The sequence below is a fragment of the Heliorestis acidaminivorans genome (genome assembly GCF_008933955.1).
In the GTDB taxonomy this organism is placed as follows: Bacteria; Bacillota; Desulfitobacteriia; order Heliobacteriales; family Heliobacteriaceae; genus Heliorestis; species Heliorestis acidaminivorans.
Genome location: NZ_WBXO01000001.1, coordinates 186,551 through 212,992, shown reverse-complemented (window position 1 = coordinate 212,992; position 26,442 = coordinate 186,551). Strand labels below are relative to the sequence as shown.

23 protein-coding genes are annotated in these 26,442 nt (G+C 37.8%); 16 read left to right on the top strand and 7 right to left on the bottom strand.

Annotated elements, in window-relative coordinates; all coding sequences use genetic code 11:
- Positions 1–13: 13 nt before the first annotated feature.
- The 5 genes from F9B85_RS00985 to F9B85_RS00970 all read left to right on the top strand — a co-directional run bounded on the left by F9B85_RS00985 (position 14) and on the right by F9B85_RS00970 (position 6,584).
- A complete protein-coding gene (locus tag F9B85_RS00985) occupies positions 14–424 on the top strand; it encodes an acyl-CoA thioesterase (RefSeq protein WP_151617746.1) in 411 nt (136 codons plus the stop codon).
- 265 nt (positions 425–689) lie between these two features.
- Positions 690–902 carry a hypothetical protein gene (locus F9B85_RS14265; protein ID WP_170270040.1) on the top strand — a complete coding sequence of 71 codons (213 nt, stop codon included), beginning with the start codon at positions 690–692 and terminating at the stop codon, positions 900–902.
- Positions 841–984: an ATP-binding protein gene (locus F9B85_RS15005; RefSeq protein ID WP_151617745.1), complete on the top strand. Its 144-nt coding sequence runs from the start codon at positions 841–843 to the stop codon at positions 982–984. The genes F9B85_RS14265 and F9B85_RS15005 overlap by 62 nt, the downstream gene beginning before the upstream one ends.
- 114 nt (positions 985–1,098) lie before the next feature.
- A complete protein-coding gene (locus F9B85_RS00975) occupies positions 1,099–3,114 on the top strand; it encodes a PAS domain S-box protein (protein ID WP_279237696.1) in 2,016 nt (671 codons plus the stop codon).
- A gap of 167 nt (positions 3,115–3,281) precedes the next feature.
- Complete coding sequence (locus tag F9B85_RS00970) at positions 3,282–6,584, top strand: PAS domain-containing hybrid sensor histidine kinase/response regulator (RefSeq protein ID WP_151617743.1); 3,303 nt, start codon at positions 3,282–3,284, stop codon at positions 6,582–6,584.
- Between the two features lie 51 nt (positions 6,585–6,635).
- Here F9B85_RS00970 and F9B85_RS00965 read toward each other — a convergent pair whose 3' ends face one another.
- Entirely contained in the window at positions 6,636–6,962 is a 327-nt protein-coding gene (locus F9B85_RS00965) for a hypothetical protein (RefSeq protein ID WP_151617742.1), read from the bottom strand.
- 174 nt (positions 6,963–7,136) lie between these two features.
- Here F9B85_RS00965 and F9B85_RS00960 point away from each other — a divergent pair, with 174 nt between their 5' ends.
- Positions 7,137–7,733: a cob(I)yrinic acid a,c-diamide adenosyltransferase gene (locus F9B85_RS00960; RefSeq protein ID WP_151617741.1), complete on the top strand. Its 597-nt coding sequence runs from the start codon at positions 7,137–7,139 to the stop codon at positions 7,731–7,733.
- Between the two features lie 6 nt (positions 7,734–7,739).
- Here F9B85_RS00960 and F9B85_RS00955 read toward each other — a convergent pair whose 3' ends face one another.
- Together F9B85_RS00955 and F9B85_RS00950 are read right to left on the bottom strand one after the other, a co-directional pair.
- Positions 7,740–8,198: a chemotaxis protein CheX gene (locus tag F9B85_RS00955; RefSeq protein ID WP_151617740.1), complete on the bottom strand. Its 459-nt coding sequence runs from the start codon at positions 8,196–8,198 to the stop codon at positions 7,740–7,742.
- The gene (locus F9B85_RS00950) at positions 8,195–8,617 is read right to left on the bottom strand and encodes a bacteriohemerythrin (protein ID WP_151617739.1); all 423 of its coding nucleotides are present in this window, start codon (positions 8,615–8,617) and stop codon (positions 8,195–8,197) included. The genes F9B85_RS00955 and F9B85_RS00950 overlap by 4 nt, the downstream gene beginning before the upstream one ends.
- A 205-nt stretch (positions 8,618–8,822) precedes the next feature.
- On the opposite strand from F9B85_RS00950, the gene F9B85_RS00945 reads away from it, so the two are divergent.
- On the top strand, positions 8,823–9,002 hold the full coding sequence (locus F9B85_RS00945) for a hypothetical protein (protein WP_151617738.1): 180 nt from the start codon (positions 8,823–8,825) through the stop codon (positions 9,000–9,002).
- 31 nt (positions 9,003–9,033) lie between these two features.
- Here the strand turns inward: F9B85_RS00945 and F9B85_RS00940 are convergent, their stop codons facing one another.
- Both F9B85_RS00940 and F9B85_RS00935 read right to left on the bottom strand, forming a co-directional pair.
- Positions 9,034–9,378: a DUF2512 family protein gene (locus F9B85_RS00940; RefSeq protein ID WP_279237702.1), complete on the bottom strand. Its 345-nt coding sequence runs from the start codon at positions 9,376–9,378 to the stop codon at positions 9,034–9,036.
- A gap of 71 nt (positions 9,379–9,449) precedes the next feature.
- The gene (locus F9B85_RS00935) at positions 9,450–11,213 is read right to left on the bottom strand and encodes a sensor histidine kinase (protein WP_151617736.1); all 1,764 of its coding nucleotides are present in this window, start codon (positions 11,211–11,213) and stop codon (positions 9,450–9,452) included.
- A 140-nt stretch (positions 11,214–11,353) separates the two neighbouring features.
- Between F9B85_RS00935 and F9B85_RS00930 the strand changes: the two genes are divergently transcribed.
- The 5 genes from F9B85_RS00930 (at position 11,354) to F9B85_RS00910 (ending at position 15,798) form a co-directional block, all read left to right on the top strand.
- Positions 11,354–12,523: a TraB/GumN family protein gene (locus F9B85_RS00930; RefSeq protein WP_151617735.1), complete on the top strand. Its 1,170-nt coding sequence runs from the start codon at positions 11,354–11,356 to the stop codon at positions 12,521–12,523.
- A gap of 109 nt (positions 12,524–12,632) precedes the next feature.
- Positions 12,633–13,721 (top strand): metallophosphoesterase, encoded by a 1,089-nt coding sequence (locus F9B85_RS00925; protein WP_151617734.1) that lies wholly within the window; start codon positions 12,633–12,635, stop codon positions 13,719–13,721.
- Positions 13,722–13,758: 37 nt separating this feature from the next.
- Positions 13,759–14,211, top strand: coding sequence for a YaiI/YqxD family protein (locus F9B85_RS00920; RefSeq protein WP_151618331.1), 453 nt, complete (start codon positions 13,759–13,761; stop codon positions 14,209–14,211).
- A gap of 299 nt (positions 14,212–14,510) precedes the next feature.
- Complete coding sequence (locus F9B85_RS00915) at positions 14,511–15,485, top strand: 3'-5' exoribonuclease YhaM family protein (RefSeq protein ID WP_341474372.1); 975 nt, start codon at positions 14,511–14,513, stop codon at positions 15,483–15,485.
- A 43-nt stretch (positions 15,486–15,528) separates the two neighbouring features.
- The gene (locus F9B85_RS00910) at positions 15,529–15,798 is read left to right on the top strand and encodes a hypothetical protein (protein ID WP_151617732.1); all 270 of its coding nucleotides are present in this window, start codon (positions 15,529–15,531) and stop codon (positions 15,796–15,798) included.
- A 100-nt stretch (positions 15,799–15,898) separates the two neighbouring features.
- Here the strand turns inward: F9B85_RS00910 and F9B85_RS00905 are convergent, their stop codons facing one another.
- A complete protein-coding gene (locus F9B85_RS00905; RefSeq protein WP_151617731.1) occupies positions 15,899–16,105 on the bottom strand; it encodes a hypothetical protein in 207 nt (68 codons plus the stop codon).
- 284 nt (positions 16,106–16,389) lie between these two features.
- Here F9B85_RS00905 and F9B85_RS00900 point away from each other — a divergent pair, with 284 nt between their 5' ends.
- Entirely contained in the window at positions 16,390–17,055 is a 666-nt protein-coding gene (locus F9B85_RS00900) for a hypothetical protein (RefSeq protein WP_151617730.1), read from the top strand.
- 130 nt (positions 17,056–17,185) lie between these two features.
- Here F9B85_RS00900 and F9B85_RS00895 read toward each other — a convergent pair whose 3' ends face one another.
- Positions 17,186–18,871 (bottom strand): FAD-dependent oxidoreductase, encoded by a 1,686-nt coding sequence (locus F9B85_RS00895; RefSeq protein WP_151617729.1) that lies wholly within the window; start codon positions 18,869–18,871, stop codon positions 17,186–17,188.
- A 278-nt stretch (positions 18,872–19,149) separates the two neighbouring features.
- Between F9B85_RS00895 and F9B85_RS00890 the strand changes: the two genes are divergently transcribed.
- Genes F9B85_RS00890 through F9B85_RS00880 form a run of 3 tightly spaced genes read left to right on the top strand, consistent with a single transcriptional unit; the run spans position 19,150 to position 26,439 of the window.
- Positions 19,150–21,429, top strand: a complete 2,280-nt coding sequence (locus tag F9B85_RS00890; protein ID WP_151617728.1) for an ATP-binding protein — start codon at positions 19,150–19,152, stop codon at positions 21,427–21,429.
- Positions 21,430–21,487: 58 nt separating this feature from the next.
- Positions 21,488–22,753, top strand: coding sequence for a metallophosphoesterase family protein (locus F9B85_RS00885; protein WP_151617727.1), 1,266 nt, complete (start codon positions 21,488–21,490; stop codon positions 22,751–22,753).
- A complete protein-coding gene (locus F9B85_RS00880; protein WP_151617726.1) occupies positions 22,753–26,439 on the top strand; it encodes an AAA family ATPase in 3,687 nt (1,228 codons plus the stop codon). Before F9B85_RS00885 ends, F9B85_RS00880 begins: the two co-directional genes overlap by 1 nt.
- Positions 26,440–26,442: the final 3 nt, after the last annotated feature.

Here is a 26,442-nt window from a genome sequence, read left to right as displayed (position 1 = left end):
TAAGAAGCTAACAATGGAACCAAATGCTTATCAATATGAATTAGCCTTTCAAGTACGAGATTATGAATGTGATTTACAAGGCATCGTCAATAATGCCGTCTACTTAAACTATCTCGAACATGCTCGTCATGAATTTATGCATGAAAAAGGAATCGACTTTGCGGCTTTACATAAGGAAGGTAAAGACTTAGTCGTTGTACGCATGGAAGTAGATTACAAGCACTCACTAACAAGCCGAGACCGCTTCGTTGTTCGGATAAAGGTCAGTAAAGAAAGTCGATTGAAAACTGCATTTTATCAAACCATCTATCGCTTACCTGATGAAAAAGTTGTTCTAAAGGCGAAAGTAGTAGGTGTATGTCTTCAACAGGGTAAACCTGTCCTCTTTTCTGACATCGACAAATTAATAATACCGTCAACTTAATATTCAGCAAAGTAAAGAGCTTATGTCAAACCAGACATAGGCTCTTTACTTTGTTAGAAGAAAAAAGTAAAAAAAGTTTCATCTAAAATATTCGAAAAATTAAAACATTAGCAGGAAAAAGAATGTCAATTGCAGAAATATGAGAAAAAAGAAGAAAAATATAACAATATTGATTTTTAATGGTATTGACTAAGCTGTTTTTTTCAAAGTAAACCCAAGTAAGAAAGCAGGGGTAAAAATATCATTTTTATAAGGAGGTACTGCCATGCCTTATAGACGCTTAGAAAACTTTGTGGTCGAAGATGAAAAGCTTTTTTTTAAGGTATTTAAAACAAACCCCTGCATTATGTCAATATCAGAAATAAACAGCGGAATGTACTATCGAGTTAACGATGCTTTTTTAACAGCATTAGGTTATGACTTGGAGGAAAGAAGAAAGTACTGGATTAGGTCTTGCAATTTCTTACAATATCGTTGAGCGTCACGGTGGAAAGATAGAAGTTCGAAGGAGGTCAAGAGATACTTGTTTTTCAGTTATTCTGCCGATTAAAAGCTCATAAAAATAGCGAATTCCGACAAATTTTACAACCACAAGATGCTATAATCGAATATAATTAACCTATTAAATACTATTATAATGTATTAAAGGTTATCAAAGACAAAAAGTGGAGTGAGTGTGGTTGTGTAGAAATAATTGGGAACTAAATTATGAGAATTCAATTCAAGGATTGGACATAAATTTTTACACAGCCTTAGCCAAGCACTCTCCTATAATGACGTGGCTAGCTGACGAAAAGGGCGATCGAATTTTTTTCAATCAACGCTGGTTAGACTACCGCGGAAAAACAATAGATGAAGAAAATGAAAAGGGCTGGCTCTCAGGTATTCACCAAGAAGATCGAGAATTGATTATAGAAAAGTATGATCATGAGTACCAAGAGGGCAAGTCTTATCGTGTTGAATATAGATTACAACGTTATGACGGAGATTATCGTTGGTTTGTAGATGAGATAACACCTTTTTACTCTTCAGATAACAGTCTGCTTGGATATATTGGCTACTGTACCGATATAAGTGACTACAAATTAAGCGTAATCAAAAAAGAACTTCAAGCAGAAAGAAAATTGAGAGAAAGTGAAGAGTTATTACGAGCTATTACCGACAATATGCTAGATATGGTCTTAATGACCGATGATAGTTTTATCATACAGTTTGCAACACCTTCTATTGAAAAAGGTCTAGGTTTAAAACCTGAAGAAATAGAAGGAACATCTATTTTCTCTTACATTTACGAAGATGATCTACCCCATGTGAAAACAAAGGTAGAAGCAGCTCTTAGTGGCGAGGGGCAAGGTTCAGCTATCTTTCGCTATAACCATAAAGCAGGTCATATTGTATGGATTGAAGCTACAGGGAAAGTATTCCACAACCAGAAAGGTCATATGGTTGGTGCTGTATTTACAAACCGTGTTATTACAGAGCGAAAAGAAACAGAGGAACGATTGGCTTATCAAGCTCGTATACTAGTCAATGCATTAAAAAAAGCAGAAAAAGCAACTAAAGCAAAGTCTGAATATCTGGCAATGATAAGCCATGAAATCCGCACGCCCATGAACGGCGTTGTTGGGATGACAGAGCTATTACTTGATACAACACTAGGAGAAGAACAAAGGGAGTTTGCAGAAACCATATACAACTCAGCAAATTTAACGCTTGCTATTATTAATGACATCTTAGATTTTTCTAAGATCGAAGCAGGAAAAACAGAACTAGAAATTGTAAACTTTAATATACGTCAAATTATTGATGAGACAGTAAAGATGTTTGGTAGAAAAATAAAAGAAAAAGAAATATCTCTGGAGACAAATATTGATCCAAAAGTTGCTACCAACTTAAAAGGTGATACAACTCGCTTGCAACAAATCTTATTTAACCTTATTGGTAATGCTGTTAAATTCACAGAAAAAGGTAAAGTGTCTGTGAACCTAACTGTAGATAAATCAGATCATCAGAGGCAATGGCTTAGATTTACCATTCAAGATACAGGAATAGGCATAACGGATCATCAACAAAAAAAGCTATTTCAACCATTTACTCAAGCAGAGCGATTAATTGCCCAAAAGTACGGAGGAACAGGCTTAGGTCTTTCCATTTGCAAAAAACTAACTGAACTTATGGATGGAAAGATTGGCGTAGAGAGCAAAAAAGGAGAAGGTTCTACCTTCTGGTTTCAAATACCAATGACTATAGGTAATCCCCAAGAACTAGATATAGTGCCATATAGAACTAGTTTAGCAAATGGAAAAGCGAAGGTATCAAAAGACAAGTCTTCTGTTTTAATAGTTGAGGACAATGTCGTTAATGCAAAAATATCTACAATGCAGTTAAAAAAGCTAGGTTTCCAAGTAACAGTTGTTACTAATGGGCAAGACGCATTAGCAGCTATAGAGAAAAATGACTACTGTGCAATCTTCATGGATTGCCATATGCCCGTAATGGATGGATTAGAAACAACAGGTTATATTAGACGAACTAATAAAGGCAGAAATATCCCTATTATTGCTTTGACTGCTAGTGTTATTGATCAAGATAAAGAACGATGTCTTTTAGCTGGTATGAATGACTATATAAGCAAACCTACAAGCATAGATAGATTAAAAAAAGTTATTGATCGTTGGATCACAACGTAACAGAAGAGCAGGTTAGAATAAAACCTGCTCTTCTCATTTAAAGAGATAGGCTCGTTTTACGATCATAAATTAAAAGACAAAAAAATAACACTAGCAAAAAAGTGCATTAACTCGTAAAATTAATATAGAGATCTATTTATAACCAGCTACCTGAGAGGAGCGGTGTTATGGACTCCCCTTTTTATAAAACTTTTTTTGACTATTCTTCAACGGGATTCGCATATCACCGGATATTGTACGATGAAAATGCTAAAGCCTATGACTTTGTATTTCTAGAAGTTAACCGACAATTTGAAAAAATGACAGGTTTGACAGCAGAGGCTGTGAACGGCAAAAAAATTACAGAAGTTTTACCAACTATAGCTACAAATCTTATAAGAGAAATCTCTTCCTATAGCAAAGAGGATTTACAAAAGGAAACTATAGAGCTAAATGTTTACTCTAAGAAATTACACAAATGGTTTAGAGTATCCTTCATTTCACCAGAAAATAACTTTCTTATAACCACTCTTACAGACATAACAAACTACAAATTAACAGAAGAAGCGCTCCGTGAAAGCGAGCGTCGACTTAGTTATGCCTTGTCCGCAACAGGAGAAGGCATTTGGGACTGGGATTTAAGAACGAACATGGTAAGACATAATTCTACTTGGTGCAAAATACTAGGACTCGATGAAAGATTTTTGGAGCACCGTCTAGATGACTTTTCCAGTCTACTGCACGAAGATGATCAGAAAGAAGTCATGAAGCGGATTCTAGACTGCTTAGAAGGCAATAGCTCCTATAAAAGTGAACATCGTATGAGGGTTACTGGCAATGTAATATGGGTTTCTGATCGAGGTAATGTAGTAGAGTGGAATGAAGCAGGACAGCCAATTCGCATGGCTGGATCGATAGTTGATATTACAGAGCGCAAAAAAGTAGAGAAAGAATTACGAGAAAGTGAAGTTCGTTTTCGTGCCCTCTTCGAAGATTCTACAGATTGCTACTTACTAATCATAGATGGGATAATCAGTAATTGTAACAAAGCGGCAGTGAAGATGTTTGGTGGAAGTCGCCAAGATATTATCGGCCAAAGACCAGAAACTTTTTCCCCCTTCTTACAACCTGATGGCAAAGAATCAGCGCAATCGGCAGCTGAAAAGATTGCAATAGCACTGAAAGAAGGACAAGCACATTTTGAGTGGCTGCACCGTCGATTAGACGGAAGCGACTTCTGGGTAGAAGTATCTCTTTCCACCATATATATAGATGGTAAAACGGCACTTTTTACGACTCTAAGGAACATATCAGCACGTAAAAAAGCAGAAGAAGAAATAAGAAAGCGAGACGCCTTACTAGAAACGATAAGTATAGCTGCTGAAGAATTTCTTAAAACAAGTGAATGGGAAAAAACACTTTCAACAGTTCTACAGCGCTTAGGAGACACAACAGGCGTTAGTAGAGTATATGTACTCAAGAACTACTTCGATTTAGAAGGACTAGTTATTTCACGCTTAAACAATGAATGGTGCGCACCGGGTACTAAAGCACTTATCAATGAATCTTCTCTACAAAGTTTAGATTGGCATCAAGAAGGACTTACGCGATGGGTCGAATCTTTTCAACAAAATAAAATTATTAACAGCCATATTCACGACCTTCCTTTACAAGAGCAAGCTGTTTTCCAAAAGCTACCCGTACAGTCCATTCTTGCTGTACCTATTTTCGTAGAAAAAGGCTGGTGGGGCATAGTATGTTTCGACCAATGTATTCATTGTCGAAGCTGGACAGAAGCAGAAGTTGATGCCATCGGTAGCTTTGCCAATATACTGGGATCAGCTATTGAAAGAATTCAAGGAGAGCAAAAATTAATCAAAGCAAAAGAAGAAGCTGACAGTGCCAACCAGGCCAAATCTGAGTTTATGGCTAACATGAGTCATGAGATTCGCACCCCTATGAACGGAATAATTGGTATGGCAGAATTATTAATTGATAGTCCCTTACTTGCCGAACAAAAAATATATCTAGAAAATCTAACTCACTCTGCCTATTCCTTATTAAATATCTTGAACGATATTTTAGATCTATCCAAAATTGAATCAGGCAAACTTCATATTGAAGAAGTAGAATTTTCGCTTCTCATGCTCGTGGAGAAAGTTGTTCATCTTTTTGCAGTGCCTAGTCACGACAAAAAATTAGAGATTATGCTCATTTACCACGAAGAAGTACCGACTAGTGTAATAGGTGATCCACTGAGAATTCGTCAGATCTTAATCAACTTATTAAGCAATGCTGTAAAATTTACCAGACAAGGAGAAATAATACTCGAAGTAGAAAAAGTTATAGCAACATCAGAGGAGCAAGATAAGATCCGTTTTTCCGTTAGTGACACCGGAATTGGTATACCTTTAGAAAAACAAGAAGCAATTTTTGAAAGTTTTAGTCAAGTTGACAATACTATTACTAGACAATTTGGAGGCACTGGCCTTGGTTTAACAATCGCCAAAAATCTTGTACATCTAATGAATGGTTCTATCAAGGTAGAAAGCGAACAAGAGCAAGGGAGTACTTTTACCGTAGAGTTACCTTTAGTGGAAGTACTAGAAACGAAAGCAGAACCTGCTGAGCAAAACTTACCTTTACAACGGCTTTTGATAGTTGACGATAATCAAAAGAGCTGTCAACTATTAAAAAGCATTTTCGAAAAATTACAAATACCAGTACGAGAAATTGCCTTTAATGGCATGGAAGCACTCGAAAAGATAGCAAAAAATAATAGGAAAAATGAGCCTTTTGATTTAATCCTCTTAGATACCCAAATGCCTGGTATGAATGGTTATGAAGTAGCTGACAAAATTCATGAGCAAAGCAAGCAAAGCCCTTCTCCCAAGATAATTTTTCTAACCTCACAAACAGAGCTAAAAAAAGATGGTACCAATCGACCTCTTCAAGCAGGAGAACAGCGTCTTTTCAAACCTGTAAAAAAACAAGAGCTCTACAATCTATTAAAAATTACCCTAGAAGAGAAAGCATTACCTGAAAAGCAGAAGAACTCAACTACTCCTCTTTGCAGGCCCTTTTGCCAAGGCAAAGTGCTGGTAGTAGAAGATAATCCCGTTAACCAGTTAGTTATCAGTAAGTTTTTACAACGTTTAGGATGTCAGTTACTTCAAGCAGAAAACGGTAAGGTAGCTATCGAACTATTTAAGAAGCAAAAAATTGATCTTATTTTTATGGATCTCCATATGCCTGAACTAGATGGCTTAGAAACAACTCGAATAATTCGCAACTTAGAAAAAGGAAAGTTCCATACGCCAATTATTGCCTTGACGGCTGATGCCATGAGCGGTGATCGTGAAAAATGCATCTCCGCTGGAATGGATGACTATATCTCCAAACCCTTTAAGCAAGAAGATGTTGTAAAAGTATTGAAAAGTTACAATTGTCTCATAGACAAGGGAAGTGACAGAGCAGAAGAAAAGGCTTAGAAAGAGAAAAAGCCAGATGGCCTTCGTTAAAAGGCTATCTAGCTTTTTTTATTAAGAGCGAACAGGCCATGTATTTTTACAATCAGAACAATGGTGAGCCGATTTACCTTTATAAATCTTCAAAGCCATAGCCCAAGGCAGTATAGCACCTAAGAAGATCAAAGGATGAATTACTGCCAAGAGAAGAAAGATAAGCGTACCAAGAACAAAAACAAATAAGGCCATAAAAGTATTACTCACATTTTTAATATTTGAACTTTGACACTTAGGACAAGTGACAGCACCATAATCCATAATAGGTTCTTCAGTAGTCGCTTTAGTGGCCATAGCGGCGGTGGCTTTCTTTTTCTGCTCTAAAGTTTTCCTTTTCTTACTCATATCCTACTCCTTTTGCTCGTTATACTGTACTATTTTCGACAATAACCTTTTTTTCTCCTGCAACATTGTTAAGCTATTGAAGGCATTGTCTATGATGCTAAAAAGACTTTTTCAAGATGTGTAAAATGATATGATATAAAAAGATAAAACCTACTTTGGATTGAAGGAGCTACTATGAGCGAAAGAAAAACTATTGAAGGTCTTGTGCAAGTTTATACAGGTACTGGAAAAGGAAAAACAACAGCGGCCCTAGGCCTTGCTTACAGAGCAATTGGACATGGCTTTAGAGTATGTTTTATACAATTTTTGAAAGGAAGTAGTTATACTGGTGAGCTACTTACTTCACAACGATTAAAACCGGACATAGATTTTTATCAATTTGGCCGTGGCTGTCCCTTCTCATCTATGATACGAAGTGGAATGCGCAAATGTAATGGCTGTGGAGAATGCTTTTTCAAAGATAACAAGAAGAAAGAAGAAAATAAAGAATTTGCTCACATGGCCTTAAGTTTTGCTGACGATGTAATTAGTCAAGCAAAATATGATCTTGTAGTCTTAGATGAGATTAGTAATGCTTTGCGCTACGATTTCATATCTGTGGAGCAAGTTATTGCCCTGATCGAAAAAAAACCAGCTCCTGTAGAGCTGGTATTAACAGGTAGAGGTATACCAGAAGAAATATTAGACCATGCGGACTTGGTATCAGAAATCCATGCTCGTAAGCATCCTTTACAAAAAGGAATAAAAAGTCGAAGAGGTATAGAATACTAAGAATACCTATTTTTCTTTTAAGTATATAACTAAGTCAAAAGATCCAATGGATGTCTTCAAGCTTAACAACAAAGCTTTCTCATTAGACATTGAAGTAGATTTATAGTCTCCAACAAAAATCTGTGGAGGCACAATATCACAACTATATTGATTAGTACTTAACAATGTAAGGGCATTACCACCAATAATATTGGCAACCTCGCCTAAAGCAGACGACACAAAACTATCAATCTCATCCATAGCCATTCCCGACATGATCTTAACCATTTCCAGAGTCATTTCTCTAGGAAAGCAAAACATAATAGTTCCGCGTAGATCACCAGTTACACCAAGGATGACATTAGCATCTCGACTAATAACCCCTTCTACTAACTGTAAGGACTCTTTTTCTGTTTCTAAGTCAAGCATCAAATTAAAGACATCTCTAGTAGCCTGATAAAAGGAATTTACATACTCTGCTTTCATATGTTTTTCCCTCCCTGGCTATTTACATAATGTCCAATTTTCTGGTCCATAGCGGCCACATGCATAATCAACCAGGTCATCAGTTTGGCACTAAATTCTTGTACCACCTCTTCACTATAGCCTTGCTCATCTAACAGTTTCACATAGTTATTTACAGCGTCTTTGAACTGCTTATGGGCATCTTTGTGTTTCTGAAGATCAGGATAATTGATCTTTTCGAGATAGACCTCTTCGTCGTCAAAGTGAGTAACTACATATTCCTGCATGAAAGCCATCGTTTCTTTAACTTTGACTAACTTTTGCTCCCAACTTCCTTTTGTTTGTACAGTCTGAATAAAATCAGAAACACGATTAAAAAGCTCTTCGTGTTGCTCATCGATAATGGGTACTCCAACCTTGTATTTTTCTTTCCACATCATCTTGAACCCCTCCTAATAAAGGAATAATTTCCACAAAGACTACAGATTATTAAACATCATATTCGACTTGGAAAATTACATTCCTTCTTATATATTAAACTTAGTTTTCCTTTTTTTATATAGTTATACTACTGGCGCAACCTTGTTAAGTAAAGGTTGTACTATTATGCTTAATAAAAATAACCAGCACTGAAGAGGTGATTACATGGCTGAAGTGATTATAGCAATATCTATCCTCGCTATAGTAGCTTGGATCTTTCTTAAGCCAGGCTATCAACATCATAGCCAAGAGCTTTTTGAAAAAAATGCTCTAGAAGGTATAGAAATCCGAAGATACAAACTCAAAAGAACAAGAGGAGAAGATATCTTTAAAAGGCAGCTATAAAGAATCCAACAGCCAGCAAACTGTTGGATTCTTAAGGTAAAATATGCTTCTTTTCTTTAAGATACAAATGAAAAAGAGCTTCGCCTACAGCAATAAGCAAACCAAGAGCTAACAAAGCGAAAAGAGGTGCCTGAAAAAAAGGAATCAAAAAGCTCAGAACTAAAGCAGAAAAAGCAGCCAGCACTCCATCACTTACAGATGCTACAAAATTACCATTACGTGGTAATATAACCATGTCGCCAATCAAATAATTTATTGATGTGGCCCAAATAGCAAAGAGAATAACAATCCCCCAAGGATTATCAACAAACAGACCTAAAGTAACAACAGAGGCAACAAGAGTCAATAAGAATTTAAATAGTAAAGCTTGTAATATACGATTCAGAGTAGATGCACCTCCCCAAGTATTATCCCTCTCAGAAGAGATGCTTATTCTTAATTAAAATTTTACTTAGAGAGACTAATCTTTACAGACGTTCCATAACCTAAGCCTTCACTGAGAACGGATAGCTCTCCTCCCATTTGCTTAACAATAGCATTAGCAATAGGCAGACCTAGGCCAGTACCATCTTGGGAGCGGGAATAAGAACTATCGACTAGATAAAACTTATCAAATATTTTATTAAGGTTTTTTGACTCTATACCAATTCCTGTATCTTTAATGATAATATCTGTCGACAGCTGATTGCTTTCCATAAAAAGAGAGATAGATCCAGAATCAGTGAATTTGATAGCATTATCAATGATTTTGCAGATCACACGTTCTAACTGCATAATATCACAATTGATTTGCTCAGTTGGTGAAGGGTAGGTAACTATGAAGTCAAGATTCTTTGCGTTAATTTTTTTGCCGTACCTCACTTCTATATCCTTAAAAATATGAGCTACTGAGACTGTCATCATATCACCAACTACAATAGACCCTGATTCAATCTTAGACATTTCCATAACATCATTGATAAGAGCTAGCAGTTTATGGCTATTTTCGATAATGGCATCTACCATGAGATTAGGCTTATCTTGTTGTAAGATATCGGAATAGCCTATAATAGCATTTAGGGGTGTTCTAAGTTCGTGAGAAAAGTTAGCCAATAACTCAGACTTAAGGCGATTAGCCATAGCGAGCTCTTGATTATTATCTTCTAATAGCTTTTGTTGCTCGGCAAGCAAGCTAATAGCTTTTTTCTGATCCGTAATATCACTTAACAATAAAGTTTTGCCAATCAACAGTCCGTTTTTTTCACGAATCATAGATAAGCGGGATTGTATGTAACTCAGCCCAGGAGCAGATCCAACTTCAATTTCCTCATCAGGTGCAGTAGAAGCAACTTGTTCGATAAGTTTGTCGTATACTCTTAGAACTACATCTACTTTTTTTCCGATATCCTTTAATTGTAACTCAGCGAAAATTTTAGTCGCCGCCCCATTGAAATCTACAATACGATTTTTGTCATCAAGAATAATCACACCGTCTTGCATGCTGGAAAATACTTTTTCGTGAGCAATAGGTACTAGGTCAAACATGCGATAATTCAATAATGCCAAAGCATGAAAGGGAATAGCAAAAGATAATAATATTGGGGCTAGATCTAAATCAAGAGGACTGTAGCCACCAATATAGATAATCTCACCTATTAAAGGAATCAAAATACCAATAATCAGAAGCAACCTTTGTCTACGATAAGAAGATCCCGTTCTTGCCCAACCTCGCAAAAGCAAAAAACTTCCAAAAATCATTGAGAAAAAGTAATAAGTAATATGAACCCAATACCAAGGACCTTTAAACGTTTCTATTTGTAAAAAATAATAGTTCTCTTTCAAAGCCACAGAAGTATAAAAAAATTGATGAAGATCGTTAGAAAAATAAAAAATATAAGTAAATAGGGGAATAACAAAAATTGCTAGGTGCAACTTCCTTTTAAGAAATCGATCAAGGCCCAATAAGTCTAGAATCATAAGTAACCAGATAGCTGGAATAATGGGTATAGCAAGATATTGTATATTTAACCAGAATAAGATTTCAGGCAAAGTATTACTCATGATTTCAAAAGCATAGCCAAAAGAATAAATACTTGCCGATATAGTTAGAACTGTGTAAGCTTTGACAGCAGGCTTATTTTTGGCAGTAGCATAAGCATAAAAACCTAACAAAAGGGAGCAAACACTTGCTAAAAGTAAAATAATAAAAACTAGACTTAGTTCGTTCTGCATAAGCCAATTCCCCCGGCTATCATATTGCTCCAGATTATGATTATCTAATTATAATTACATACAGAATAAAATTATCCTGCACTAAAAATCACAATTGTAAAAGTAAAAGTACAACGAATTGTAAGACAGGAAGTGTTATCTTGACCAACAGCAATGTACATCGTATAGAAATAGAGGGAAAAGAAGTCCTGCTTATAGGAACAGCCCATGTCTCTCCCAAAAGTGTAGAAGAAGTCAAGGAAGTAATTGAACAAGAAAGACCAGACTCAGTTTGCGTAGAGCTATGCCATTCTCGCTATCAATCAATTACCGACGCTGATAGATGGAAAAAGATGGACGTAATCAAGATAATCAAAAATGGCCAAGCAATGATGTTGTTAAGCAACTTAATCTTAGCTTCCCATCAGAAAAGGTTAGCTCGCAAATTCGGTATCAAGCCAGGTCAAGAAATGATCCAAGGCATTGAATCGGCTAAAGAAGTAGGTGCTTCTCTTTGTCTAGCAGATCGAGATATTCAAACTACCATGCTACGCTTATGGCGTCCTTTAACTTTTATCAATAAAGTCCAACTTTTCATATCTCTTCTCGCTAGTCTCTTCGCCAACGATGATATTACGGAAGAAGAACTAGACAAAATGAAGGGACAAGACATGCTTACATCAATACTCGATGAAATAGGTCAATCCTTTCCCCATCTAAAAACTACAATAATTGACGAACGAGACCAATATCTAGCTCATAAAATAAAAACAGCATCAGGAAACAAAGTTGTTGCTGTACTAGGAGCGGCCCATGTTCCAGGTATCAAAAAAGAACTAATGAAGGATCATAACTTAGATGAATTAACTAAACTACCACCAGCTTCGAATACGGGAAAGATCTTAGGCTGGGGCATTCCTCTTTTTATCTTAGCTATCATTATTTCAACCTTTTCAATTGACCAAGCAACAGGAATAGATCAACTAACAAGTTGGATTCTCTGGAACGGTTCTTTAGCGGCACTAGGCACTTTAATCGCTCTAGGACATCCTTTATCTATATTAGTTGCCTTCCTAGCGGCCCCCATAAGCTCCTTAAGCCCCTTATTGGCAGCTGGATGGTTTGCCGGTATTACAGAAGCCATGTTGCGCAAACCGCAAGTTAAAGATTTTGAAAATATCTCTGACGATGTCTATTCTGTTAAAGGTTTTTGGCAAAACAAAGTAACTCGCATCTTATTAGTCGTTGTCTTGGCCAATATAGGCAGTAGCTTAGGAACAATCATCGGGGGAGCTGACGTAGTACGACAGTTTCTGAACACAGTTTTTTAATCTAAGACTTTGAAGGGAGACGAAAACAGTTTTCGGTAGATATGTTATCTTTGTTGTAATAATCAGTCTCTATGGATTGTTCAATTATTGGCTTGGGCGTCTAGGTAGCTTGGCACTACGTAACTATCTTTCTAGACCTTGGCTATGGCTTTATGGCTTTCTTTTCTTTAGCTTAGCAATAGCTTATCCTTTAGGTCGCCTTCTAGAAACTACGGTGCCGTCTATCGCTATTCCGCTTATAGTGATTGGCGGCTACTGGCTGGCTATTATTTTATATATGGGAATGATGCTACTTCTCATCGAGATTCTTCGTCTCATCCATCGTTTTAAGCCTTTCATCCCTGTAAGTTGGACAGAGAATAGAAAGACACCACTGTTTTTGACTATAACAGTAGTTGCCCTTACAGCCTTGATTATCCTCTATGGTTCATGGAATGCTCATAATCCACGAATAACGAGCTATGAAATTCCTATTGCTAAAAGTGCTGGACCTCTAGAGGAGCTCAAGATAGTCGTTGTTTCAGACTTACACTTAGGCAATATCGTGAAAAATGACCGTTTATTAAAAATGGTTAATATGGTAAAGGAGCTTGACCCTGATCTGATCTTGCTTCCTGGCGATATTATTGATGAAGATCCAGGCCCCTTTGCTGAGCAAGATATGAAGGCTACTTTTGGGAAGCTTAATCCACCCTATGGAATCTTTGCCGCACTTGGTAACCATGAGTATATCGGAGGACACTGGGAGGATATTATTGTCCATCTTGAAGAAGCTGGCGTCACAGTATTGCAGGATGAATACAAAAAAGTGGACGACCGTTTTTATATAGTAGGAAGAGATGATCGCTCAAGACATCATTTTGCTGGCTCAGCAAGAAAGAGCCTTGCTGAAGTCATGACTGATGTTGAGCAGGGTCTACCTATCTTACTTATGGATCATCAACCTCTTGATCTAGAAGAAGCAGTTGAACAAGGCGTTGATTTGCAAGTATCGGGTCACACCCATCGAGGTCAGCTTTTCCCTTTTAACTTTGTAACACACTTTATGTTTGAAACAGACTGGGGACACTTGAAGAAAGGCGATAGCAATTTTGTTGTGTCCACAGGTTACGGCACTTGGGGACCGCCTATTCGAACGGGCAATTGGCCAGAAGTAGTGGAGATAACACTCTATTTTGGTAAAGTAAGAGAAGAGTAAGGTGTAAGGTAAAAAAGAAACAAACGGAGTGAAGAAGATAAAAATTGTCGTAGATGCAGACGCTTGTCCCAAAGGTGTTTTACAAGCTTCTATAAAGGTAGCAAAAGAATACAAAGTAGCCTTGTGGACCATAGCAAGCTTTAATCATCATATTCAATCAGATCATCACATTACAGTAGGCAACGCTTCCCAAGAAGCGGATCTAAAAATCTTAAACGTAACCCAAGAAGGCGATATAGTAGTGACGCAAGACTGGGGATTAGCGGCCATGATCTTGGGCAAGAAAGGCCGTTGTATAAGCCCAGGAGGTCGAGAATTTCAGGCTGATAAGATTGAATTTCTACTAGAAGAGCGAGATATGAAAGCCAAATTCCGTCGCAGTGGTGGTAGAACCAGAGGCATGAAGAAAAGGACGAAGGAAGATGATTTGAGCTTTGAGCGCCAGTTAAGAAGAATCTTGCAAGAATCATCTGAATGTAAGCATCAATAATAGGGTATACCAAAAGCCTTATGTTATTTCCTGAAAAAATAGCATAAGGCTTTTTTGTATCTTTCCTTATGACACAACAATATATTAGATGATAAGTAAGACCGTCATAATACGCAATTAAAAGGAGGACCATAGTAATGGGTACTTGTAACAATTGCGGGAACCCTTTAACAGCCTATGCAACATCTTGTGGAAACTGTGGTAATAAGGTAGAGCAAGAGAATAGTGAGGACAAAGAATAGATTCTTGAAGGATTTTCGTTGAAAAAAACAGAAATAACCTTATCATTGCAAACTTAGATAACCAATAATTGGAGTGAATTAAGCATTAAGAACAAACAAATTGGCGATTTCACAACAGGAGATAAAATAGCAGGTTTTTTTCTCCTGCGCTCAGTTGAAAGCAAGAGTACCAGCAAAAATACTAAATACCTCGATCTATTAGTTAGTGACAAGACAGGAGAAATTAACGCCAAGCTCTGGGATGCAGATGGAATAGAAGATCAAGACTTTCAATCTAATAGTATTATCTATTTAAGTGGCCTCGTGAAAGAATGGAAAGGTAATAAACAACTGAATATCGACTCCATGAGACCTACAACTGATTTAGATGGACAGCAAATCAGCGACTTCATAGTGTCAGCACCTAACTCTACAGCAACTATGTTTACTGATCTTAAAGGCTATATTGGGAAAATAAAGGATGAAGATATTCGCAACATAACTACAGTTATAGTAGAAAAGTACAAAGAAAAAATACTCTATTACCCAGCGGCACAAAAAAACCACCATGCTATCCAGGGAGGCTGGTTATATCACGTTGTAACTATGCTTCAATTAGGCGAAAAAGTAGCACAAGTATACACCTTTTTGAACACCGACTTGCTTTATGGTGGTATCATTTTGCATGACATAGCCAAGCTAGATGAGATGGAAGCTAATGAATTAGGCATCGTAACAGACTATACCACAGAAGGACAATTACTTGGTCATCTCGTTCAAGGCATAAAACTAGTAGATAAAGTAGCCGAAACAGTCCAAGCGGACCCAGAAACATCACTATTACTACAACACATGATCGCCAGTCATCACTACAAAGGCGAGTGGGGCAGTCCCAAATCGCCAATGATTCCCGAAGCAGAAATATTGCATTTTCTAGATATCATGGATGCCCATGTCTATGATATGCATAAAGCCATAAAGTCGACCAAAGAAGGAGCTTTCTCAGAAAAGGTCTGGACACTTGGAAGGAAAGTCTATCGAAAGAAAAAGTAACTTAAGTTTGTTCAATAATTTCTAGGTGGTGAAGCTGAAAAAGATGAGTAAAGAAATGCAAGAAGAAATCTTAAGGATACTCTTAGAAGTAAAAGATGACGTTATCCATACGAAAGAGCGGCAATATGATTATCGCCTTATGTTAAAAGACTTAGTAGCTACCTTAAGAGATCTCAAAGACGAAGTAGTCAGCAATCACAAAAGAATTTCTGAACTAGAAGCACAAGTAGCAGAACATAACGAGCGAATAGCACGTTTAGAAAGAATTGTAGCCCAACAAGATGGGTTGGAAATAACAACAAAAGTACACTAAAATACTGATACATAGGCGTCATAGAAAATATAAGTGAAATATAATTAACTTAATTTATGAAAAAAAGCCATGGCACTTACAGCACCATGGCTTTTAATAATCAGACGATGGCAACCCAAGCCTTTTCCTTGGCATTGAAATAGACTTGCTTGCACTCTGGACAATTAGTTTCTGCCCACTGAATTGCATCATCTACGATTTCCGGATCAGCAGTTATAGGAATTGTAATACCTTTTCTAGTGATCCACTCATGTTCTTGTTTGATAGCTTCTACAAAGGACACTTTAGGAATTTTACGGGGTGGCATTGGCGCAGTTCCTCCTTTGAACAAATAGATTGAAATAGCAACATCTCACTTGTTAAATTCTAGGTAAAAAGCCAAATCCCTGCAAAAAATTAACATTTTATTGTTAAGCATTATTTAAACTCCAACAGAGCCCTCAGCATTAGATAAAGATAGTCAAAAAAGTGCTCTGTGACAGTGCTCACAAACAAAACTAAGTAAATTAGTTATAATATCAAATAAATCAATTCATTCAAGTAAAAGCTATAAAGGCTCATAGAAAAAAGCAAAAAGAGGAGGCCTTTCAGATGAGTGCATTTCTAGGACCAATTCATCACTGGCTATACCGGAAGATTCTTTTAGTTGTAGAAAGAGAGCAATTAATCTTCGAAAAAGCTCAAGACTTATGTAGCAATACAGCGGAAGAACTACGTCAAGAAGTCTGGGAGACTTATGGAGAGCCATTACCTAATATACCACTAAATCAGCTCATCGATGGTGGCAATATTCATGGCTGGCTACAAAGTCAGATTACTATTGCTGAGACTCGTGAAGCCGCTTACATTAAGAAATTAACTGACCTTTGTGGAGACACAGCCCAATCGGTTATAGAAGATGCTTTCAGCGAACAAGGTACTCTATGCGGACAAGATGCCGTAGAAAAAGGAGCTACTCAAGTTGGCGCCGACGAAATCTATAAGCTCTTGAATAACTACCTACTTAACGGCATGCCTTGCGATCAAGTAAACAAAGTAGTAATTAATGAAAGTACCAAAGTAACTTGGGAGTCTGCAATTTGTTTACAGGAGAGAAACTGGAAAGAAGCTAGCGTCGATGGATCATTAATGAAGCGTCTTTATGGACTCTGGATCGATGCTTTTGTCAAAGCTATCAACCCGACTTTTGCTTATCGTCAAACTGCCGACACCTTAAAAGGCGACTGGAATAATCGTCACGAGATAACAAGTGCCTAGATAAGGAACGGCTCTCGCTGTTCAAGAAATATACTATGTTAAGGAAAATTGCAAACAGATACTGCACAGCCAAGATCAATCGAGTCATCGATCTTGGCTGTTTTCTATTTTAGGATATTTTTATGGCCTCTTACCCTTCTAGATCAGTCATCTGCTCATTCATATCCAAGCCTTGCCCATAAAGATGTCGATCAGCCAAATAGATATCATAACCACCGCTAATATTGTATACTTCATAACCCTTTTGCTCTAGAATCCGACAAGCCAGATAGGCTCGCAAACCTGCCTTACAATAGACGATAACTTTTCTATCTCGAGGGATTTCATCGATTCTCTTGCGTAATTTATCTACGGGAATGTTTAAAGCGCCTTCAATATGCCCTTTTCTAAACTCAATAGCTGTTCTAACATCTATAAGTATTCTTTCCTCTTGAGGCATAAGAGTTAGCTCCTCCCAGTGCATGATCTTCACATCGCCTCGCAAGATGTTAGCGGCTACAAAGCCAGCCATATTAACAGGGTCTTTAGCAGAAGAATAGGGGGGAGCATAAGCTAGTTCCAACTCTTCCAAGTCATAGACAGTCAAGCCATGTCGTAGCGCCGTAGCTAGTACATCTATTCTCTTATCGACACCTTTTTGTCCAACAATCTGAGCTCCTAGTAGTTTACCATCCTCTGGGGAGAAAAGGAGTTTTATCGTAAGTTCCGTAGAACCAGGGTAGTAGCCGGCATGAGAACCTGAATGAGTATAAGACTTTACATAGGGTATGCCTTCTTGACGTAACTTTCTTTCGTTATTACCTGTAGCGGCCGCTGTAAAATCAAAGACTTTGATAATAGAAGTGCCTTGTGTTCCCTTAAAGGTACTATGTCTACCACAAATATTGTCAGCCGCGATGCGTCCTTGCTTGTTAGCAGGACCGGCTAAAGGAATAAGAGCCTTAGAACCGTTGACTAGGTCTTCTACTTCAATAGCGTCTCCTACAGCATAAATAGCAGGATCTGAAGTTCTTAAGGATGGATCAACTTTGATGCCACCACTATTACCGATAGCAAGACCAGCCGCTCTGGCCAAAGTTGTTTCGGCTTTTATACCAACAGAGAGAACAATAGATTGGGCTTCTACAGCCTCTCCGCTTTGCAGTTCAATGACTTTGCCCTCTTTGATTCTCTGAACTTTGTCATTGACAATTAAGTTAACACCCTGATCGATCAAGACTTTCTCAATAATTCTAGCCATTTCTCGGTCAAAAGGAGCTAAAATATGTTCAGCCGCTTCAATCAAAGTAACTTTAATTCCAGCGTGGTGCAAGTTTTCAGCCATTTCAATACCAATATAACCACCACCAATAACAGCCGCTTTTTGCGGTTTTTCTATGACTAGATATTTTTTTATCCTATCGACGTCTTCCATATTGCGTAAGGTAAAAATGTTATCGCTATCAATACCTTCAATGGGAGGGCGCAGAGGTTCAGCGCCAGGTGATAAGATTAGAAAATCATAACTTTCTCGATAAGTTCTATCATTGGTAACAACTTCAACTTCTTTTTTCTCCCTATCGATAAGAGTAACTTCACTATTCACACGAATATCGATGTTGAAGCGAAGAGCCATACCTCTTACAGTCTGCACCAGCAGGGACTCTCTTTCTGGAATAACTCCGCTTAAGTAGTAGGGTAAACCACAGTTAGCAAAAGAAATATATTCGCCTCTTTCAAAAAGGATGATTTGGGCTTCTTCGTCAAGTCTACGCAAACGAGCGGCGGCACTAGCACCACCAGCTACACCACCAATAATAAGTACTTTTTTGGACATCGATGCATCACCTTCATAATAATAAAAATTCCAAGATAGTATTTACCTTAAGCAAGAAATCAATCAAGCTAACTTATAATTGATTTTATAACAAATTTTGCCCTAAGATCAAATTTTTGATTATAAAATTGTTGCTGATTTAGCAAGAGAAATTAATTACAAGATAGACTTAATATAGCAGGAGTTATTTCTACCTATATAGAAAATGTAATTTCTAATATAAAAAAACGACTAGCTATATCTGATAGCTTCAACGCCTTGAAAAGAGGTTTTTAAGAATGAACAACTATAAAAATAAGAGCTACTACTTTATTGCTTTATTCTTAATAGCAGTCATTCTTAGTGGCTTTTATCTGAATTCTCTATATAAGCAAACAAAAGAAAATGAACAGATCTATCTTAATGTACGCCTAGAAAATGTTCAGAGTGAAGTTGAAGCGTCATTAAACGGATATACAATAGCTACTCGCCTCTTAGCTAAAGAAATTTTAGCTCAGGAAAAGATTACAGCTCATATGGCCAAAGCGATAGAAGTAAGCCCTGAAGAGAGAGCTATTTATCGTGATGCTTTGCAAGTACAAGTAACCGATCTATATGAAGAAATGGAGAAGTTTTACTTTCGTCAACTACATTTTCATTTGAAAGACGGCACTAGTTTTTTGCGCATGCATCGACCGGAGCTTTTCGGTGACAACCTTTTTGCAGTGAGAGAAACGGTACGCATCGCTAATCAAGAACTAACAGAAATTATTGGTTTTGAAGAAGGAAAGATTTATAACGGTTATCGCTTTGTTTTTCCTTTGTTTCATCAAGGAGAACATGTAGGCTCTGTAGAGGCGAGCATCTCATTTGGCGCTATCAATCAGATGCTTAGCCATCTTTTTGGTAACTACAGCACCTTTATCATCAAAAAGAATATTGTAGAAGACTCTGTCTTCGACAGTGAACAATCGAATTACATAGCATCAGACATACATGAAGATTATTTATATGATCGCCATGTTCAGGAGTTTCGTTTCTATGAAAATAGTGACCTAACTTATGAGGAAATAAAGAAACTGAACTCCTCCATTCGTCCCCTTATTCGAGAAAAGATTAATAGTGGTGAAAGCTTTGTAATCAGCTCAGAAGTCAATAATGAATGTTATGTAGTAGCTTTCTTGAAAATTGAAAACACCCATAAAGAGCAAATTGCCTACCTTATTTCTTATGAGAAAGATGCGACGATTTGCACTATAACCAATGTTTTTCAACTTAGCTTCATCTTTACCTCTATTTTGCTAATCGCATTAGGTATGTTTTTAGTGGCCAAAAATCAAGCTGATATATCAAACCAAGCCAAAAGCGAATTTTTAGCTACCATGAGTCACGAGATCCGCACACCAATGAACGCCGTTGTAGCTATGAATGAGCTTTTACTTGATACGCCACTAAATAAAGAGCAACGCAAATATGTAGGGACTATAGCTGATTCGGCAAACTTATTGTTAACAGTAATCAACGACATTCTAGACTTTTCCAAAATGGAATCAGGTAATCTCACTTTAGAACGTATCCCTATTCGTTTGAATGAATTTATAGAAAGCACAATTGGTATGGTAAAAGACCAAGCAGAGCAAAAAGGACTTGCTTTAACTTATCATGTAGATCCTAATTTGCCACCTACCATCCTTGGAGACCCTGCTAGAATCCGGCAAATTTTGATCAACTTGCTTTCTAACGCTATTAAGTTTACCGAAAAAGGAACTGTAGAATTAAGTTTTACAGCCAAACAAGGCATTCAAGGAAAAAATTGGCTTAGCTTTGAAGTGAAAGATACAGGAATTGGTATCTCACCAGAGGTGCAAAGTAAACTTTTTCAGCCTTTTACACAAGCAGATACTACTACGACCCGCCGCTATGGCGGCACAGGCCTAGGTCTTGCTATTAGTCGCAGTCTTGTAAAAGTAATGGGCGGTAATATTGGTTTAGATAGCAAACTGGGGCTTGGATCTACTTTCTGGTTTGAAATTCCTTTAGAGAAAGAAGAAGAACTATGGGAAAAACCAATAACTGCTATAGATAAAGCAGAAGAAAGAGCAGAAAGAATCGACCGTAGAAACTTTACAGCAGATCCATTATCGATAGGTGAACAAGAAAAAGCAGATACAACAAAAATTTTACTTGTCGAAGATAATCCTGTTAACTATGAAGTAGCCCGTATTCACTTAGCTAAGCTAGGTCTTAAAGAAGTTAAATGGGCAAAAAACGGCAAAGAAGCTGTAGAGATCACAGAAAAAGAAACTTTTGATCTTATCCTCATGGACTGTCAAATGCCAGAAATGGATGGTTATGAAGCCTCAAAGCTAATTAGACAACGAGAAAAGATAAGTAAAAAAAGTACTCCAATCGTCGCTATGACGGCTAATGCACTTTGGGAAGATCGTCAGCATTGTTTAGATGCTGGTATGACTGATTATATAGCGAAGCCTTTTGTACGTAAGACTTTAAGAGAAACTTTAGAACGCTATCTGTACTTACCTGCACAAGAAGAACCAAAAAAACTTTCCGATGAATAATACCTTTATGTATAATAGATGTATATATTCCAATAAGAGGGAAGGGGCGCTTGTATAGATGCGATTACTACATACGTCAGATTGGCATCTGGGCAAAACCTTAGAAGGTCACGGGCGATATGCTGAACAAATTGAATTTGTTAATGAGATTTGTGATATTTGTGACCGCGAAAAAGTTGATGTAGTACTCATCGCAGGTGATATTTATCAACATGCCAATCCGAGTGCTTCAGCAGAAGAGCTTTTTTATAAAGCTATTAGTCGTTTAAGTAATAATGGCTCGAGAGCTGTTGTGATCATTGCAGGTAATCACGATAATCCTGAAAGACTATGTGCTTCCACTCCTTTAGCAGATGAGATGGGTATATCTTTGTTAGGCTTACCCAAAAATGCACTTGCGCCTTATGAACCTGCTCTGCCCAAAAGAGTAAAACGTATCAAAGCTGGAGCTTCCTGGGTAGAGCTTGCTGTGCCCGATTGTGACCACAATGTTGTAATTGCCGCTTTACCTTACCCTTCTGAAGGTCGATTGCGAGAATTATTAAGTCTAAGCACGCAAGATAATGAGCTGCGCAAAGGATATAATGAAAGGCTTAAGCAGATCTTTCAAGAACTGTCTACTAACTTTAGAGAAGACACCGTTAACGTTGTCCTAAGCCACCTTTACGTTTGCGGTGGTGAAAATACAGACTCAGAAAGCCCTATTCAGATCGGAGGCGCTTATGCTGTAGATCGTGCTATTTTTCCTGAAAAAGCTCAGTATGTTGCTTTAGGTCATCTCCATCGTCCCCAAAATATAAAAAGTGAGCAAGTACCGATACGTTATGCTGGATCTCCCTTAGCTTATAGCTTCTCAGAAGCAGGACAGGCCAAGTCTGTCACCATTGTTGATCTTATGCCTGGTCAAAAAGCTCAACTTTTTGAGATTCCCTTATCTTCAGGCAAACCTCTAGTGAAGTGGGTAGTTCGTGGCGGCATCGAGGAGCTAGAAAAACGAGTTGCTTCTGGTGAAGACAGTCAAGCCTGGATTGATCTACAACTTTATCTAAAAAGACAACCAACTATAGATGAGATACAAAATATCAAGAGCTTACATAGTGGCTTTGTTAATGTAGGCGTAAAAGTAGGCCTTGAAGCAGAAAAAGAGATCGTCGCTGAGAAGCTAGGGCAACTATCTCTTGAACAGCGCTTTATACGTTTCTATCAACGACAGACAGGCGAAGAAGAACCAGAAGAAGAGCTCATAAAGCTTTTTCTAGAACTAGTACAGCATAATGAAGAAGAATACTCAGAAGCGAGAGACCGAGAAGAGGTGAGCGCTTAATGAAACCACTAAAGCTTACTATCTCTGGCTTGAACAGCTTTCGTCAAAAGCAAGAAATACACTTTGACAAATTAATTGATGCAGGGCTCTTCGGTATTTTTGGCAAAACAGGTAGTGGTAAATCGACCATTCTTGATGCTATTACTTTAGCTCTCTACGGCGAAGTCTTACGAGCCGAGAGAGGAACGCAAGGTATCATCAATCATGGAGAAAAAAGTGTAGAAGTATCTTTTTGCTTTGAACTAGGTACAGGTGATGAGCGACAACAATACCGAGTTGACAGAAGGTACGTCCGTGTAGGCGAGAGTAATTCCACGAAGAACACACTTTGTCGCCTTGTGCTCCTGAATTCTAATAACTCTGAAGAAGTTATTCAAGAAGGTATTCGTGATGTGAAGGAAGCAGTAACTGCTCTATTAGGTATGACTTGCGATGACTTTACCAGAGCCGTAGTACTTCCTCAAGGTCGCTTTGCCGAATTCTTAAGCTTAGGTGGCAAAGAGCGTCGCGATATGTTGCAACGTCTTTTTAAGCTAGAACAATACGGAAGACAATTAGCTGATAACTTGAATAAACGCAATAACAGATTGAATGAAGATAAAGGAAAAGTAGAAAGCGAACTAAAGGGATTAGGCAATGCATCCTCAGAGGCTCTTGCTGAGGCAGAAAAAGCTATGAATTCAGCAAAAAAAGAAGAAACAGAAAGCAAAGCCTTTTTAGAGCAAGTTCAGAAAGCTCTACAAGAACTTCGCCAGCTATTTGAATTACAAGAAAAAGCAAAAAAGATGGAACAACAATATCAAGAGCACATAGGGCAAAAAGACCTTTTGGTAAAAACACAGGAGCTAGTCAAGCAAGCGGAAAAAGCTCTTAAAGTCTATCCCCTTGTGCAAAAGGAAGCTCAAAGAAAAGCGGAAGAACAGAATCTAGCGGAAGAAAAACAGTCAACTTCAGCTATGATCAGCAATCTTGCAGATCAATTCTCGCAATGCCAAAAAGCCTGGATAGAAGCCAAAAAAGAAAGAGAAGAGCAAGAACCGCTACTAATAGGGGCAAAAGCTCGCTTTGAAGAAGCCTTAAAAATAGAGAAGGCTATGACAGAGCTTTCAGTAATAATTAAAGATATAAGTAAATCTCTCAAGAGCCATGAAGAAGAAGCTCAAAAAGCAAGAGAGCAGAGCAGAAAATGGCTTACTCAAAAAGCATCTTGCCAACAAGCGTTAAGAACAGCTGAAGGTGAGATCGTCTTAAATACTGTAGAAGCAATATATCGACAACAAGTTACGGAAGGACGTCGTCGCTGTGACGATCTACTCCAAAAAGAAAAAGCTTATCTTGATACCATGGATGAAGTAGCCAAAAGAGAAAGCGGACTTAAGCTAAGTTATACTCACTGGAAAGAAAAAGGCATAGTAGCTAAGAAACTTCAGCGGCAATGGCAAGAACTGAAAAAGCAAGAAGAAGAAATTTCTGGCCAACCACCAGTACAAGAAAATGACCTAACCAGATTTGAAGTACGATTAGAAGAAATGCGACTAAGACGCAGAGACTTAATGAGATTAGAAGCAACATGGCAAAGATTACAAAGAGAGCTAAAAGAAGAGCAGGAAAATCTACAAAGTCTTACTACAGAAAAGCAGAAAGAAGCACTTAGACAAGAAGTAATCGAAAGAGAACTAGAACAATATAAAGAACAGTTAGAGCAACTCTTTTTGCAAGATAAAGTAGCTATGGCAACAGAGCTAGCAGAAGACTTACAGCCTGGACAACCTTGCCTAGTCTGTGGTTCTTTAGAACATCCACGACCAAGAACTCTTATCGAAGAAGAACAAGCAGAACCTCTGAGAAATGAAGAAAAAGAAAAATTAGAGAAGAAGATTGCAGAGCAAGAAGCAAAACTAGTTGAAGTAAAAAGCACTATAGAGAAAATTAATCTGGACGTGCAACGCCTAGAAGCATCAAAAGCATATAACCAAGAAAGAGAAGAAGAAATAAGAGCAGAAATCAACACATTGTGCGCAGAATGTAATCAACAATGGCCTGGCAAAACACCACTAGATCTTTCTTTAGAGCTAGCAGGGCAAGAATCTCTTTCTCTACTTTTAATGAAACGTATTGAGGCAATTGAAAAAGCTCTTCTAGACAAGAAAAAACAACTTGAGCAATGGAAAAAAGAGCGAGAAAAATCACAAAAAAATATACAAAGTTGCCATGACAATTGGGCCAAAGCCAAGGCTGATTATGATACAGGAGAGCAATTAGTCAAGAAAGCAGAAGAAGAGCTCCAGCATGCGAAAGATATACTAGAAATAAAAGGTCAACAACAGCAAGAAGCAGAAGCTTTGTTTCGAGAAAGTCTTGAGCAACTAGGTTTTTATGAAGTAATGCCCTTATCAGATAGAGGCAATAAAGAGATTAAAAATCTATTAGCTCAAATTGAGAAAAAAGAATGTACCTACGCAGAGCTACGAAAAGCTATTACATCTCATCAAAAAGAGATTAGCCATTGTGAAAAGGAATATGAAAAGTATTTTCAACAAGAAAATAGAGCACAGAGTGAAGTAACTAAATATAAAACACAATTAACAGAAAAAGAAGAACAAGCAGAAAGACTAAATCAAGAATTAATAAGTATTACCAAAGGACAAAAGGCATCTCAATTACTTGCAGAGATAGAGAAGACTTTACAAGAAGTTCGAAGAGCAGAAAAAGACTCGCAAGAAGCTTATCAAGAAGCAGAAAAGCAATATCAAGAAGGCAAAGACAAACTGACAAGAATTGAAAGCGCTTGGCAAGCATCACTAATAGAACTAGAAAAAATCAGGCAAGAACTAAAACTTCAGTTAGAACTAGAAGCATTCAGAAGTGCTGAAGAGGTAGAAAAGTCTTTATTAGATGAACAAATCAGATCTGAGAAAAAAGCTTGGATTGAAGCTTATCAAGATCAAGAAAAAGCCTTACATCGAGACTTAGCCTCTCTAAAAAGCCAATTAGGAGGCCGTTCTGTAGCAACAGAGGAATTGAGCCAACAAGAAAGCTTACAAGTAGAAGCACAAGAAAAGTTTGCAGAAGAGACAAGAAAAAGAGGAGCGGCCGAACAAACTTATAAAGATATCGAAAGTAAGCACCAACGTTGGATAGAGCTTGATAAAGGCTACAAAGAACTAATTCATGAAGGACGATTGATAGAGAGACTTAGAACCTTACTGCGAGGCGATAGATTTGTTGAATTTTTAGCCCAAGAACAAGTTGAGTTTGTAGCCCAACAAGCATCAGAACAGTTAAAGCAAATGACCCAAAACCGTTACGCTCTGGAAATTGCTTCCGATGGCGGCTTCCTAATACGAGATGATGCCAACGGTGGAGTCAAACGACCAGTTGCTTCTCTTTCTGGCGGTGAGACATTTCAAGCTTCCCTCGCTTTGGCCTTAGCTTTATCAGCACAAATCCAATTACAAGGCAAACATCCCTTGGAGTTCTTTTTCCTCGACGAAGGCTTTGGCTCTCTCGATCCAGAAACGTTAGACGTAGTTATAGCAACTTTGGAAAGACTACAATTAGGCAATCGCTCCATCGGTGTAATCAGTCACGTACAGGAGTTACAGCAACGACTAAGCCGACGACTACTCGTTTTTCAAAATAGTAGAGACATGCAAGGAAGCCAGGTACGTGTGGAAATAGGCTAATAC